Source organism: Tepidanaerobacter sp. GT38, from assembly GCF_021991635.1.
Taxonomy (GTDB): Bacteria; Bacillota; Thermosediminibacteria; order Thermosediminibacterales; family Tepidanaerobacteraceae; genus DTU063.
Genome location: NZ_JAFFJA010000043.1, coordinates 1 through 14378 on the forward strand (window position 1 = coordinate 1; position 14378 = coordinate 14378).

13 protein-coding genes and 1 pseudogene are annotated in these 14378 nt (G+C 37.1%); 1 reads left to right on the top strand and 13 read right to left on the bottom strand.

Annotated features, from left to right (window positions below):
* The coding region (locus tag JT739_RS07095) for a hypothetical protein (protein ID WP_237660410.1) at nt 1-229 on the top strand (229 nt) is incomplete at its 5' end.
* 15 nt (nt 230-244) lie between these two features.
* Here the strand turns inward: JT739_RS07095 and JT739_RS07100 are convergent.
* The 13 genes and pseudogenes from JT739_RS07100 to JT739_RS07160 form a co-directional block, all read right to left on the bottom strand.
* Nucleotides 245-625: pseudogene (locus JT739_RS07100) on the bottom strand (transposase); the annotation flags it as partial.
* A 42-nt stretch (nt 626-667) separates the two neighbouring features.
* On the bottom strand, nt 668-1600 hold the full coding sequence (locus JT739_RS07105; protein WP_237660411.1) for a class II fructose-bisphosphate aldolase: 933 nt from the start codon (nt 1598-1600) through the stop codon (nt 668-670).
* 2 nt (nt 1601-1602) lie between these two features.
* Nucleotides 1603-2559 carry a PHP domain-containing protein gene (locus tag JT739_RS07110; protein ID WP_237660412.1) on the bottom strand — a complete coding sequence of 319 codons (957 nt, stop codon included), beginning with the start codon at nt 2557-2559 and terminating at the stop codon, nt 1603-1605.
* A 359-nt stretch (nt 2560-2918) separates the two neighbouring features.
* A complete protein-coding gene (gene rpiB / locus JT739_RS07115; protein ID WP_237660413.1) occupies nt 2919-3371 on the bottom strand; it encodes a ribose 5-phosphate isomerase B in 453 nt (150 codons plus the stop codon).
* 5 nt (nt 3372-3376) lie between these two features.
* Entirely contained in the window at nt 3377-4330 is a 954-nt protein-coding gene (locus tag JT739_RS07120; protein WP_237660414.1) for a transketolase family protein, read from the bottom strand.
* Nucleotides 4323-5168, bottom strand: a complete 846-nt coding sequence (locus JT739_RS07125; RefSeq protein WP_237660415.1) for a transketolase — start codon at nt 5166-5168, stop codon at nt 4323-4325. The genes JT739_RS07120 and JT739_RS07125 overlap by 8 nt, the downstream gene beginning before the upstream one ends.
* A gap of 30 nt (nt 5169-5198) precedes the next feature.
* Nucleotides 5199-6413 carry a transaldolase family protein gene (locus JT739_RS07130; RefSeq protein ID WP_237660420.1) on the bottom strand — a complete coding sequence of 405 codons (1215 nt, stop codon included), beginning with the start codon at nt 6411-6413 and terminating at the stop codon, nt 5199-5201.
* A 207-nt stretch (nt 6414-6620) separates the two neighbouring features.
* On the bottom strand, nt 6621-8348 hold the full coding sequence (locus JT739_RS07135; RefSeq protein ID WP_237660416.1) for a sigma-54-dependent Fis family transcriptional regulator: 1728 nt from the start codon (nt 8346-8348) through the stop codon (nt 6621-6623).
* Between the two features lie 326 nt (nt 8349-8674).
* Nucleotides 8675-9394: a GntR family transcriptional regulator gene (locus tag JT739_RS07140; RefSeq protein ID WP_237660417.1), complete on the bottom strand. Its 720-nt coding sequence runs from the start codon at nt 9392-9394 to the stop codon at nt 8675-8677.
* A gap of 111 nt (nt 9395-9505) precedes the next feature.
* Nucleotides 9506-10918, bottom strand: coding sequence for an NADP-dependent phosphogluconate dehydrogenase (gene gndA, locus JT739_RS07145; protein ID WP_237660418.1), 1413 nt, complete (start codon nt 10916-10918; stop codon nt 9506-9508).
* A gap of 32 nt (nt 10919-10950) precedes the next feature.
* Entirely contained in the window at nt 10951-12219 is a 1269-nt protein-coding gene (locus JT739_RS07150) for a lactate racemase domain-containing protein (protein ID WP_237660419.1), read from the bottom strand.
* A 491-nt stretch (nt 12220-12710) separates the two neighbouring features.
* Nucleotides 12711-13784, bottom strand: coding sequence for a mannonate dehydratase (gene uxuA, locus JT739_RS07155; protein WP_370642599.1), 1074 nt, complete (start codon nt 13782-13784; stop codon nt 12711-12713).
* Nucleotides 13785-13973: 189 nt separating this feature from the next.
* Entirely contained in the window at nt 13974-14246 is a 273-nt protein-coding gene (locus tag JT739_RS07160) for a hypothetical protein (protein WP_237660422.1), read from the bottom strand.
* Between the last annotated feature and the right edge of the window lie 132 nt (nt 14247-14378).

The window sequence follows — 14378 nt, forward strand, 5'->3', positions numbered from 1 at the left end:
GGTGGATGTCAGCTTTGCTCCTTTACTGGGTCGTTGCCCTTATGGTGAAATATTTTACCTGACAATTCCGGCTCTTGTTGTCAATGTTCAAATCATCAATAAGGTGAAATATTTAGATTTGACACTTAAATTTACTGTTATCGTAGAAGCGAGTCTGTCAAGGGTCGGCTTCTGCCGAGACGTAGTCCTTGCCCTTGATAGAGGAGCTGCTACGATATACAATTTCTAATATGTGTTAAATGCTTTAAGCTACTTCCTGTAATATAGGTCTTTTTATGTCATTCATCATTTTTACTGGATCATATTTTACACCGGTTTTTAGTATCACAAAGAAAACTCTTATTAGTTTACAGCATAGCACTATCAGTGATTGTTTCTTTTTTAGGGGATTTTCTTTTCTGGTTGTGTAATATTTATGGAGCTGTTGAAATTCTTTGTTTTTGGCTACTATAGGCATTATGGTGCTAAACAGTATGCTTCTTAGTCGCTTCCGACCACGCTTTGTTATTGTTGTTTGGCCTTTGTGTTTGCCGGAACTGTTTTCTTTTAGGTTTAGGCCGGCTAGTTTTTGTACCTTTTTTGGGTGGTCAAATCTTTCAATGTCTCCTACTTCTGCGATAAAGCCTGTAATCTAATTCTAATTTGCAATAGACATTATTTGTATTACTTATTCGACTATCTCTCTTTCAAATGAATTTGCATTTATTGCACATTCATTTTTGATGATTTCATTTAATATTTCCTTCGCTTTCCCTGAAGACCCCAAAAGACGAATCTTGTCCTTAACTACTTCCTTGACTTTTTCTCGGCCAAACTCACCATATTTTCTCACATCTATCAGTTCTGGTTTATTGTTAAAAATATGCTTTAATGCTTCAGTGTATGCTTTGTTGAGTTCCGTAGCAAAATTTATTTTTGCAATTCCTGCTTTTATGGCTTTTTCAATAGAATCATCCAAAACTCCAGATGCTCCATGTAAAACTAAAGGTACATTAACACTCTCTCTTATTCTAGCTATTCTCTCTATATCCAGCGAAACTGACTGAACTTTAACCCTATGAGCACTGCCCACTGCTACAGCAAGAGAATCAACCCCCGTACTTTCAAAGAATTCCTTTGCTTCCTCAGGGGTAGTCAGATATCTTTTTATCTCTTCCTGCGACAGAGGTCCTTTAGCCGCATCGGGGATCTTTCCTATTTCACCTTCCAAAGGTATACCAACGGAGTGAGCTATTTTAGCTAGTTCCTTAGTTATCTTGATATTTTCTTCAAATGTCAAAGAAGAACCATCAAACATCAAAGAAGTAAAACCAACCCTTAAGCATTTTATGACAGTATGGTAATTAACCCCGTGGTCCAGATGACAAACAACAGGGGCACTAGTTTGCTCTGCCAGAGATTTTACTATCGAAAACATGCAGTGGGCCCCTGCATATTTTACTGCGCCCTCGCTAATCTGTACAATTACTGGAGCTTGTTCCTCTTCAGCGGCGCTTACAATAGCCTGAGCAACTTCCATGTTGTTTGCATTAAAAGCACCTATCGCAAATCCATTTTTCTGTGCATATATGAGCATTGCTTTGCTGTCAACTAATGGCATTCTCAACCACTCCTAATTAAGTAATCTTTTATTCTTGCAAATTCTTCGTAAGATATACCACCTTCACCAATAAATCTAGCATTTGCGATGCCTTTCTTCTCATCTGCATGATAATCCGACCCACCAGTGAAAAATTTTACTTTTCCTTGGTATGTCTCTTTGACTTCGGCAGCGATTTTAGCATCTGGTAAATTGCCTTTGTAACTGGTCTTGCTATAAGGATAATTTACTTCGATGCCATCTAGACCATAGTCGATTAGCTTGTTAATATATTCATGTCTTGTAAGTCTTTTACCATCAGGATATACTATCACTTCATCTATTAGATAGGGATGGGCAAGAACTGCAGCACCACCACATGCTTTAATCAGTTCTATGGCATCTGATGGCTTGATTTTTTCTCGCTTTACATTTAATGCTGGATTGTCTCTTACTAATATTTTGGCGTCTTTCCACGTAGGCGCATAGCCCTTTTTTGCCATAACTTCAAATATATGCTTTCTTTCAACATCATCGGGATTCCTATATCTTACATTGCCATTTTCATCAATATATTTTAGAATCTCGTTTTCATAATCTACCGGCATACCGTTTTCTGTTAATACTTCACACAGTTTTTTATAAGCATCTGATTTGCTCCTTCTTGCCCGCTCAACTTCTTGGATAACTTTATCATCATTCCAGCTTAAGCCATACCCCAAAATGTGAACATCATCAACATATGTGTCACATGAATATTCATTGCCCAAAACCAACTCTAAACCTTTTTCTTTGGCGTACCCCTTTATGTCTATTGTTTTGCCTCCTATTTCTAGTGTTGTTGGAGGTGGTATATCATGGTCTGTTATAGCAATGACCTTCATCCCTACTTCAGCTGCTTTATCAATTAACTCCTGTGGTGTAGCATTTCCATCGGAACGCACTGTATGACAGTGCAGGTCACATTCATATCTGTGCACATAATCACCTCTTTCTTCATTATATCTCACTTTTGTTCATTATCTTCATTACCCTCTGTAGCTTATTTTACACAGGAACTCCACTTTTGAGGAACACTATTTAATTCTAGCATATTTATGTGTGCCTGCAACTTTATAGTACTTCTGTTCTAATTTCTCTTTCTGGGTCTTTACTATCCAATAAGCTGATTATTTTCTACAAACAAGCAGGAATTTTAAAAAATAAGTCGAATTAACTTCATGTGGACCTCACCCTTTTGAGTTTTTAAATTCATCCATCTAAGGGCGGTGGGGTCTCTTTTTATTTATAGCTGCACATTTCCTACTTTTGACCTTATAAATTTTTACACTAGCCTTCACTATGCTTTGCGAAATTGTTTGTCTATCTCATTTATTTTTTCCACTTTAGGCAAAGACCTGCCACCTTGGAACTCCGAGTCTAGCCAAGCATCAATTAGTTTCTTGGCCAGCTCAGGACCTGTAACTTGAGCTCCTAGTGTTATTACTTGAGCATTGTTGCTTTTTCTAGCACGCTCCGCTGAATATACATCGTAAACCTGAGCAGCTCTTACTCCTGGAACTTTGTTTGCCACAATCGCCATCCCTATTCCTGTCCCGCAAATCAGGATAGCTCTGTCAAATTCTCCTGATGCAACTTTTTCTGAAACTGATAAGGCTATATCCGGATAATCTACGGGTTTTTCATCTTTCACGCCACAATCTACAACTTCTATTCCTTTAGAAGCTATATGTTCTTTAATAAGCTCCTTTAGGGCAAATCCGTTATGATCTGATCCTATTGCAATTTTCATTTACATTACCTCCCACATTTTTCATTTAAAAATTTCTCTGCGCTTCGGGCTATCCCAGGTCCATCCAAGGAAAATGCTTGCTTTAACATTTCATCTGAACCTGCCATGCCAAATCTTTCTTTCACACCCATTCTTAAAAGCTGGGTATTAATTCCTCTTTCTGATATAAACTCAGCTATTGTGCTGCCTAGGCCTCCTCTAATATTGTGACATTCAACGGTGATTACTTTTGTAAAAGATGGAATTAAGTCTGACAGGGCTTTCTCATCTATAGGTCTTATTGTTGCCATATTTACTACCATGGCATCTATATTTTTATCTTTTAATATTTCTGCAGCTTGGAGACTATCGTAAACAGAACTGCCACAGGCGATTATCAATATATCTTTACCAGGTTTTAGGACTTGTGCCTTTCCTATTTCAAACTTACGAGATTTTATTGGAAGTATCGGTTCTTCTTTCCTTCCTCTTATTCGCATGTAAACAGGACCATCGTAGTCAAATATTGCTTTAGTGGCTTCAAAGGCTTCTACGGCATCAGCAGGGTCAATTATAACGATATTTGGCAAAGCACTAATAGCTGCCATATCTTCTAGGGCTAAGTGGGTAAAGCCTAGCCATTGGGATGAAAATCCGGTATCGGTACCTACCATTTTTACATTTAGGCTTTCTGTTGCAACATCTACTCTTATCTGTTCTATAGCTCTAAATGCTAAAAAATTAGCATATGAAGTCACAACAGGTATATAGCCAGAAAGTGCAAAGCCTGAAGCTACTCCTATCATAGTTTGTTCGGCTATACCTACATTAAAGCTTCTTTCAGGAAACTCCCTAACAAATTCACCATGACGTGACTGGGAATCAGCTGCTATAGTTACAACCTTTGAATTGCTTCTCCCTACTTCTGATAAAGCTTCCGCAAAGGCTACCCTCGTTGATTTTGTTTGAATTTTACTCATAGGCAAGTTCCTCCAATGATAATTCATCTTTAATTTCTTTATATTGCTGTTCAGTAAGAACTTTATAATGCCACTCTACTTTGTTTTCAGCAAACTTTAAGCCTTTACTTTTTATTGTGCTAGCAATTATTGCAGACGGCTTACCTCTGGTAAGTGGAATGCTGCTGAGAACATCTGTTATTTCTTTGATATTATGACCGTCGATTACTTTTACCGCCCATCCAAAGGAATCCCATTTCTTAGCCAGTGGTTCAAGCTGGCTAATATTTTCTGTAAAATCACCTAATTGGAGTTTGTTTCTATCAACTATAACGACTAAATTATCCAGTTTGTGATGGGCAGCTGCCATAGCAGCTTCCCAATTGCTGCCTTCCTGCAACTCACCATCGCCTGTTATAACGAACACCCTGTAATCTTTGTTAGCTAATTTTCCTGCCATAGCCATGCCCATGCCAATAGCAATGCCGTGACCCAATGATCCTGTATTAGCCTCTACACCTGGTAATTTTCTTTCCGGATGTCCGGGCAGCATTGTATCTAGCCTGTTGCAAAATTCTTTCAGTAATGCCCTGTCAAAATAACCACACTGAGCTAAGGCTGAATAGAGTGCTAAACATCCATGGCCTTTACTCAAAATAAATCGATCCCTGTCCGGCCAAGACGGATTTTTCGGATTATATTTCATTATCTCGCCATATAAAACTGCAATTATATCTGATATGGATAGAGCCGGCCCAAGATGCCCTGTTCCTGCTCTTGTGCTCATCCAAATGCTGTCTTTCCTAATCTGCTCAGCCAGTTTTTCTAAACTTTTTAGTTTAACTGAATCAATATTCATAACTAATCCTCCTCAGCTTTATTGCAATAATCATGACACTTTTTCTTTTACCTCTCTAAAGAGTTGCTCTATATAATCTTCAAGTTGAATCATTGCCTTAGAAAATTGAGCATAAGTCGTTTGAGTCGGTTCTAAGGTTTCAAAATCCTCTGGCTTTATCGTATCTTCCCCATACCCTTCAGCAAAATATGGAATTTTTAAGAGTTTTGCCATTACATCTTCTGGTATTGGCTCATCAATTTTACTTTCGATAGGTCTGTCGATATAATGGAGCATAAAGGCTTTAATTAATTCAGGATTCATTGTTATAACGAGGTTGCCACCTGCTAATTTTTCTAAATGCCATATTTCTTGTCTCCCGTTAACAATAGGACTTACTCTGCTTGAGGCAATAAGCAGCTTGCTTGGATAATTTCTTTCGGCTAATATTCTGTGGGCTTTCTTAGCAACAGCTATGCCTGCCCAACGTTTCATCTCTTCTGTTAGGCTGATACCTCTCTCCTCTGCCTGTTCCGCAAAAATCTTTGCGTCTTCAAATCTTCCTATCATCATCGTGATGACAGAGCGCCATTTGGAGTAATCTACTCCACGGGCTTCTCCTGTTTCTTTACCTAGTTTGACTGCTTCTGCGACTGCCATAATTTGGGGCAAATTATAACAAAGTGTAGCGTTTGTTGGAACCCCTAAAGCCGTAAGTAAGAAAATAGCTAGTACCCCGCTTTGTGTTGCCGGAACTTTTACCATTATGTTGGGTTGCAGAGATCTCAATTCTAAACCTTGTTTAACCATAGTAAAAGGTTCAATAAAAAGTCTCGGATCAACCTGAGCTGAGACAAAACCTTTAGTATACCCAGAATTTTCATACAAAGTTAGGTATCGTGATGCCCCTCTTTTGCACGCTTCTTTGTATGCTTCCCACGTAATTTGCTCATGGTCCATAGCAGGATATAACCTAGTCAATTCTTTAATAACAGGTCTCCACTCATCTCTCAGATTATCAAAAACGGCTTTTGTAAGAGGCGGATTTGTGGTTACTCCTTTAAACACCCAGTTTGAGGGATCTTCATTTTCATCCCAAAGCTTTTTTAACTGCACCTTGATTAGATCTTTAATTTCATCATCGACTGACTCAATAAATTTCTCGCACCACCTTTCATATACTAGTGGATTAGAGTCCCACCACAATTCAATGCCGTCACTGGTTTTGCTGAGCCTTTCCATTGCACTGGCCTCAATGTATTGCACGCTCAACTTTTTTACCCCCTAATATTTTGTTATAATCATTCTATGATTTTATGATTATTAACTTGCAACATTCATGCCAACAAAAAAACTCCTGCGTAGAATTCGCAGGAGTTAATGTATATAGCAGTGCTATTGTAAACAAATGTTATCAGTAAGCACAATGAATCCTTGCATCAATGTCATAATAATAATGCAAAAAATCATTAGCTAGCTGTTTAGAGTTCTATATTTTTTCATTTTCCTTACAATTGTAGATTGATCTACTTCCAGTATTTCGGCAGCTCTATATGTGCTTCCCCCTTCTTCTAGAGCTTTCTCTATTAATTGATACTCAATAAGGGCAGTTGCTTCTTTAAGAGGCATCAGTCTTGACACAAATACTCCACCCGAGTTATTTTCTTCCTTTTTATTGTAGATTTCATTAGGCAGATCATTTATTGTTATTTGGTTTCTTTCTGAAGTTACAACTAATCTTTCAACCACATTTTCTAATTCACGAACATTGCCCGGCCAAGAATATTTCATAAAACATTCGATTACTTCTTTTGTCAGTTGTTTTGCATACCCGTATTTTTCATTATATTTTACTAAAAAATGATGTGCAAGAATTGGTATATCTACAAGCCTTTCCCTAAGGGGCGGTATAGTAACAGGAACTACATTGAGTCTATAATAAAGATCTTCTCTAAATTCGCCGTTTTTAACCATTTTCTTTAGATCCTTATTAGTAGCTGCAATTATTCTCACATCAACTTTGATGTTTTTTACTCCTCCTACTTTTATAAACTCTTTTTCCTGCAGCACTCTTAGTAATTTTACTTGGAGAGATTGTGGAATTTCGCCTATTTCATCTAAAAACAAAGTACCGCCATTCGCTACTTCAATTAGACCAGGTTTGCCTTCACTCCTTGCTCCGGTAAATGCTCCCTTCTCGTAACCGAATAATTCCGCCTCAATAAGATTTTCCGGGATAGCCCCGCAATTTACCTTGATAAAAGGACCTTTGTTCCTATTACTGATATTATGAATATATTTTGCAATAACTTCCTTGCCAACTCCGGTTTCACCATTTATTAAAATCGTAGTTTCTACAGCTGCAACCTTTTTGAGCATTTCTAATAGCTTTTCCATATTTTTGCTACGATAAATCACTTCAGAATCCTTCATGGCTTCAATCCTGTGAGTAGCCAGTTCTGATTCATACCTTCGCAAAAGCTGTTTGGTTTGCTTTAATTCTGATTTCAGTTTATTTGCATCGGTAATATCTTTTGAAATGCTAACAACTCTTTTGATTTCACCTTGCTCATCAAAAACCGGAATTGCCGTTACTAATAATGTACGTCCAGTTTTCGTCTTCTGGGTAATAGATACCGGCTTTTTTTCTTCAATTACTAAACGAGTAGCCGACGGCGCATACATACCTTTTTTTTCTAGATCTCTAACATTTTTGCCAATTAGGTCTTCAGGCTTGATACCATATATTTTTTCACATGATGAACTTATCCTGACTTTGGAACCATAACCATCCGATATGCAGACTAAATCATCAGTACAGCTCATAAAAGCATCTAAATCAGTCTCTACTTGATTTAATTGCTTTTTTACTAAGTTTAACTGCCGAAGTAAAAAACTCATATACTCTTTCGGGCCAATTACGCCTATAATCTCATTTAACTTGTCTTTTACTATAAGCGGTATATCAAACCCCTTTTCAATATCTATATCATCGTCTTCTAAGACAAAAGAAAATATTGATTCAGATTCCAAACTAATATAGTTGTTATAACAAAAAGAATATAGTGTAACTGGAAAACCTCTTTCATCTAGTAAAACTGCATAATCGTAATTATTTTTTGCAGTGTTCGCAAAAAACTTATTTGGTTTTTGAACAACTACAATTTTCTTATTACATAGAGTTGAAGCTTTAATAATCATTTTTTTCACCCTAAAAATTTTTTAAGAGCCGAAATATATTTAATTAACAATATTATATCATAAATTGAAAATATAATATCTAAAACCTTCTGCAAAATAGGCTTATTAAATTAGTAAATTGAACGAAGGCTTGATTTTGTTTGTTTTATCGTAAAAATCTATAACTAGACAGGTTAAAACTTTCCTTCACAAAAGCCTATAGGGACATTTGTGCCTTTATGCAGCAAAAAAGACATCGCAATTGTTTTCACGATGTCTTTAAACTAACAAAATTAATAAATTGTATAAAAGGTTTCTATATTAAAAAAATGGAAAACGGATTTTTGCTAATAGCCATAGACCACGTTTGAAGTTTGTGTCGAATCGCTTTTGAAATATTCAGGATGCTTCTCTCTTAAGTAAGACATGTCAAAAATAACCCTGGTAAGGTGTTTTTCCATTAGTTTTTCTGCCATTTCTTTATCTCTGTTTTTAATAGCTTCAAATATTTGCTTGTGCTCTTTAACAGATATTTGCATATCCATTTCCACGAAATTTAATATCCTCACTCGGTCGAATTGTGCCATGGTGCTTTTTATAATATCAAAAGTCATTTTTTTATTGCAAGCTTTAAACATATATTCATGAAAGCTGTTATCCAGGGAAAGCAGGTGTTTGTAATCTTTAGAAGCAGCAATACATTCCTCTTGTAGCCGAACATTTTCCTCCAGGTAAGCAATGTCACTTTCAGTAAATACATCACAACACAATTTAGCTACGGCTTTTTCCACAGCACATCTCATAAAACGTATTTCTTCGACGATGTCCATATCTATAGGTGAAATGCAAGTCCCTTTCTGAGGATATATTTTAACCAATGATGCTCTGGACAGTTCCAGAAAGGCTTCTCTGACCGGTGTACGGCTTACTCCTAAAGCTTCTGCTATTTCATTTTCGCTTACTAACTGCCCTGGCTTTAGATTTAGATTTATGATGTTATGACGCAATACTCTTATAACATATTCCCTGGTATATTCTCTTTTATGCCTCTTTAACTTTTCAAGCATAGTTTTCCCCTATCTCTCTTCCATCTTTTTTGATTATATTGATATATCTGTATAATGTCAATGTATTTTAGCTATATCTGTGCTTCATATATTTTATACTTATCAAATATGTCATACCCAGATAGTATGGAAAATCCCTTCTTTGTCTATTCTCTCATAGGTATGGGCACCAAAAAAGTCTCGCTGAGCCTGAATTAAGTTAGCTGGCAATGTATGCGTGCGATAAGAATCATAGTAGGCTAGCGCTGAACTGAAAGTGGGTACAGGAATTCCGTTTAAAGCTGCTGTACTTACAACATTTCTCCAGGCGCTCTGGCAGTCCTCAAGGCTTTGTTTGAAATAAGGTGCAAGCATCAGGTTTTGAAGCTTTGGATTTTCTTCATAGGCCTCTTTTATCTTATCCAAAAACTGTGCTCTGATTATACAGCCTCCTCTCCAAAGCAGCGCTATATTGCCCAGGTTTAAGTTCCAGTTATATGTCTTTGATGCCTTTGCCATCAGGTCAAAGCCTTGAGCATATGAACAGATTTTAGATGCGTATAAAGCTTTTTTGATATCTTCTATAAATTGGCCTTTATTATCTCTATATGAGGGACCTGGACCTTTTAATATTTGTGATGCTTTAATGCGCTCGTCTTTTGCTGCAGACATGTATCTCGCAAAAACCGCTTCTGCTATAGTAGGAGCTGGAGAGCCAAGGTCTAAAGCTTCCTGTGATGTCCATTTTCCGGTGCCTTTTTGCCCTGCCCTATCAAGTATTACGTCTACTAAGGGTTTCCCTGTTTCTTCATCCACTTTCCCTAAGATGTCTGCAGTTATCTCTATTAGATATGAGTTAAGTTCACTTTTATTCCAAGCAGCAAAGATTTCTTTCATTTCAGATGCAGAGAGGTTAAGGAGTTGTTTCATTAGGAAATATGCTTCACTTATAAGCTGCATGTCACCGTATTCTATGCCATTGTGTGTCATTTTTACAAAATGGCCGGCGCCATCAGGGCCTATATAATCGCAGCAGGGCATTCCATCAGGTGTTTTTGCGGATATATCTATGAAAATTTGACTAACTTTTTGCCATGCCTCTTTTGGACCACCCGGCATGATGCTGGGGCCTTTTAGGGCTCCTTCTTCTCCACCGGATACTCCTACGCCCATAAAGTGTATTCCCTTTTTATTAAGTTCTTTTGCCCTTCTTACTGTATCTTTAAAGTAGGAGTTACCGCCATCTATGATGATATCTCCTTTTTCCAATAGAGGCACTAACTCATTTATCGTTGCATCAACGGGGTCCCCCGCTTTCACCATGATCATTATTTTTCGGGGTCTTTTAAGTGTTGACACAAGTTCTTCCAGCGAATATGTGCCTTTAATGTTTTTTATGCCTTTGGCTGATGTTTCTATAAAATCTTTGGTTTTTTCTGCTGTCCTATTGTATACTGAAATTTGATATCTATTTCTCGCAATATTTAGTGCTAGATTTTGTCCCATTACCGCAAGGCCTATTAGTGCGATATCAGATTTGCCCACAAAAATCACCCTTTCTTTTAGGAAAGCCAAACTTAAAATTTGCTCTTATCGGCCCATAGGCCAAGTGCCGGATTGCTTATATAGAATATTTCTTCGCCATTTTCTAGACTGTTAAATCCATCTCTTAATTTATTTATATCATAAGCCCCTAGTGCATCTTCAAGAGGCATGTATTCAAAACCCACGCTTTCTATATCCTGTTTTGTCAATATGTCAGTTGCGTAAGTTATTTTAAAGCGGCCATCTGATGAACCGTGGATTAAATGTGCAGCTGTCGATAAATTGTTTTGAAGGTCTTCGCTCTCTTTTGTATAAGAAAGGATTTTGTCTCTTCCTACATATCCGTATTTTCTAATTAGGACGTCTCTATCTTCGTCTTCTCCAAATTGCCTGACGCCAGGAGCAATTATGATTAGGTGGCCATTGTCAGCTATAGCCATTCTTGTCCTATATATAGCTTTATTTCCAACCCATGTGCTCTTAAATTCTTCGGGTTCAAGATATACGATTACTTTTTTCAGGGGTTTTTCTACAAAGGTTATATTCTTTTCTTGGCTTAATTTAACTGCTTCTTCAAATATCTTTCTATCTCTTCCTATAAAAAGTCCTGATAATTGGTTGTTGCCTTGGTTTTGGGATATGACTGTAAAAACATATACTAGTGGTATGCCTTTTAAGAAATTATTTTCAGCATAATCGTAGACTTTGCGAACAGGAGAGTGGTCTTTACCCATCAGCCTTTCAAGGCCATATACTGCCCCAAGAAAGTGTGAACTGTCTATCATGCTTTTGCCGCCGCATCCTACAAATATGTTTTTGTTGTAATTTGCCATACCTACCACTTCATGGGGAACTACCTGTCCGATGGAAATAATTAAATCATATTCGGAGTTTACGAGTCTTCGGTTTACTTCTACATCTATTGAAAAATCTAAAAGGCCTTCTGATATTTCTCTTATATAGGTTCCAGGCACCTGGCCGATTTTTACTATGTCGTTTTTCCAGTCATGGACAATAAATCTTTCTTTAGGAATGTCTTTGCCAAACATTATTTCTATTTCTTCATGGGTCATTGGCATGTGGGTGCCAATTGCCGGCATTATGTCTACCTGGCATGTGTCTTTTAGTAAGTCATAATACATGGAGGTAATTTTCCCGCCTTGGGAGTGGAATCTTGTAATATCCGGCGGTAGTAATAATACTTTTTTGAGTTTTTTGTTTAGGTTTGACAGGGATTGTATTAAAGCGTTTTTAATTTGAAGATCGCTAATGTTATCAGATTTTAAGATGATATTATTCATTTTATCACCTCTTGTTGCCGGTCATTTGGTAATATTTTAAATATGTTTGGTATCTGTTCTGGTAAATTTGGGTTTTGTCTTTGTTTGGTGAGTATTTTTTACCACATTCCGGCTCAAATTTTTCAATATCGGCAATTTCGCCCAGGGCATTTAATGCTAATACTGCTGAGCCTAAGTTCCAGAGTTTTTATCACTGCGATATCCCGCTACAGTCTTGGCATCCTGCGTATCTGACTAAGTATATATTGGAGTCAAGGACTTTCTGTTTTTATCAAGAAAAAGCAGGCTGTGCCATACTCCACTAAAGTATAATTATTAATAATGCCTTTTTTACTTGAAGAAATGGCCAGCTGAAATGCTGGTTTCTCAAGCTCATACATCAACAAAAATTGCTCTTAAGCATCAAACCAAGTCTAACTAATTAAATAATATTCTTATACTGTTTGGCCAAAATTACACTCATCTGTCCTGTCACTTTTTTGTAAGAACCCTTATTTGCTCATCTTGTCGATGGCTTCCCATAATCCATGAATGTAAGTAGCCCCTAGTGCTCTGTCGTAAAGACCGTAACCTGCACGACCTGTTTCTCCCCAAATCATTCTGCCATGGTCAGGTCTGATATATCCTGTAAAGCCTGTATCATAAAATGCCTTTACTATTTCAAACATGTCAAAGGAACCACATTGAGAAAGGTGTGCACTCTCATAAAAGTCCTTTTCAGACTCAAATTTCAGGTTCCTAATATGGGCAAAATGCACTCTTCCTTCACCTGAAAATTCCCTTATTATAGCCGGAATGTCATTGTTCTTGTTTGCCCCAAGGGAACCTGTGCAAAGTGTAAGACCGTTATATGGGCTCTTGTTAAGGTCAAGAAATTTACGTATGTTATCCCTGCTGGTAATTACTCTGGGAAGATTAAAAATAGGCCATGGTGGATCGTCAGGGTGTATCGCCATTTTTATATCGTATTTCTCGGCATAGGGAATAATACTGTCAAGGAAGTATTTTATGTTTTCCCAATATTGTTCTTCGCTGACACTCTTATACTTTTCAATTGTAATCGACATCTCTTTTAATCTCTCTGGTTCCCAGCCAGGCAATTCAAATCCTCCAGACTGCTTGTCAACTTTATCTACGAGGTTTTGAGGATCGATATTTAAAATATGTTCATGCTTATACGCCATGGTATTGGAACCATCAGGTAAGGGCTTTGCAAGTTCACTTCTTGCCCAGTCAAGTACAGGCATAAAGTTGTAGCAAATAACCTTTATGCCAATTTGTGATAGGTTCTTCATTGTTTCAATGTAGTTTTCTATATATTTATCTCTGGTGCTTTCTCCTAACTTTATGTCTTCATGTATGTTTACACTCTCTATTACCTCAAGTTCAAGGTCGTGTTTGGTAACCTCTTCTTTTAAGGCCTTAACCCTTTCTAAAGGCCAGACCTCTCCTACCGGTATATCCATAAGGGTGGCAACGACTCCTGATACCCCCGGTATCTGCCGAATATATTCCAGAGGGATATTATCATATCCAGGCCCAAACCATCTAAAGACCATTTTCAAGGTTCATCAACTCCTACTTTTATATTGTAAGATGATTTGAAAATAATTACAAAGTTTCAAAAATAATGCCTAACAAACTCTTTTACTTTAAATTTTAACATATTCAACTGTTAGCAAATATTCTTTAAAATATATTGGCAGATACAACCCACTAATAAGTGGGTTGTATCTGATATAAAAATTCATTCTTTACTCCACGTTCATGATTCTTTCGTATAAATCCCTCTGTTCATCATTTAAGAAATTCTTAACAGCAGGCACCATTGCATTTATAAATTCTTCTTTGTTCACATCAGTGACAATTTCCATTCCTTTATCAATTAATTGCTGCTTGCATGCTTCTGTATCAGCCTGGAATAATTCATCTCCGATTACTTGTGCTTCTGCAGCCGCCTCAAGTACTGCTTGTCTCATATCTTCAGGTAACGAATTGAGCTGTTTATTTCCTACTACAACGTAGATCCAGCCGAGAACATGCTCTGTCTCATGTCAATAACCAGTAAAAATGTCACTTAAAAAAGAGTAATTTTATTCTATGAAAATGTCACCTTTGACATAAAATAAAAACAACAAAACACGTTACAAATTTGTTAA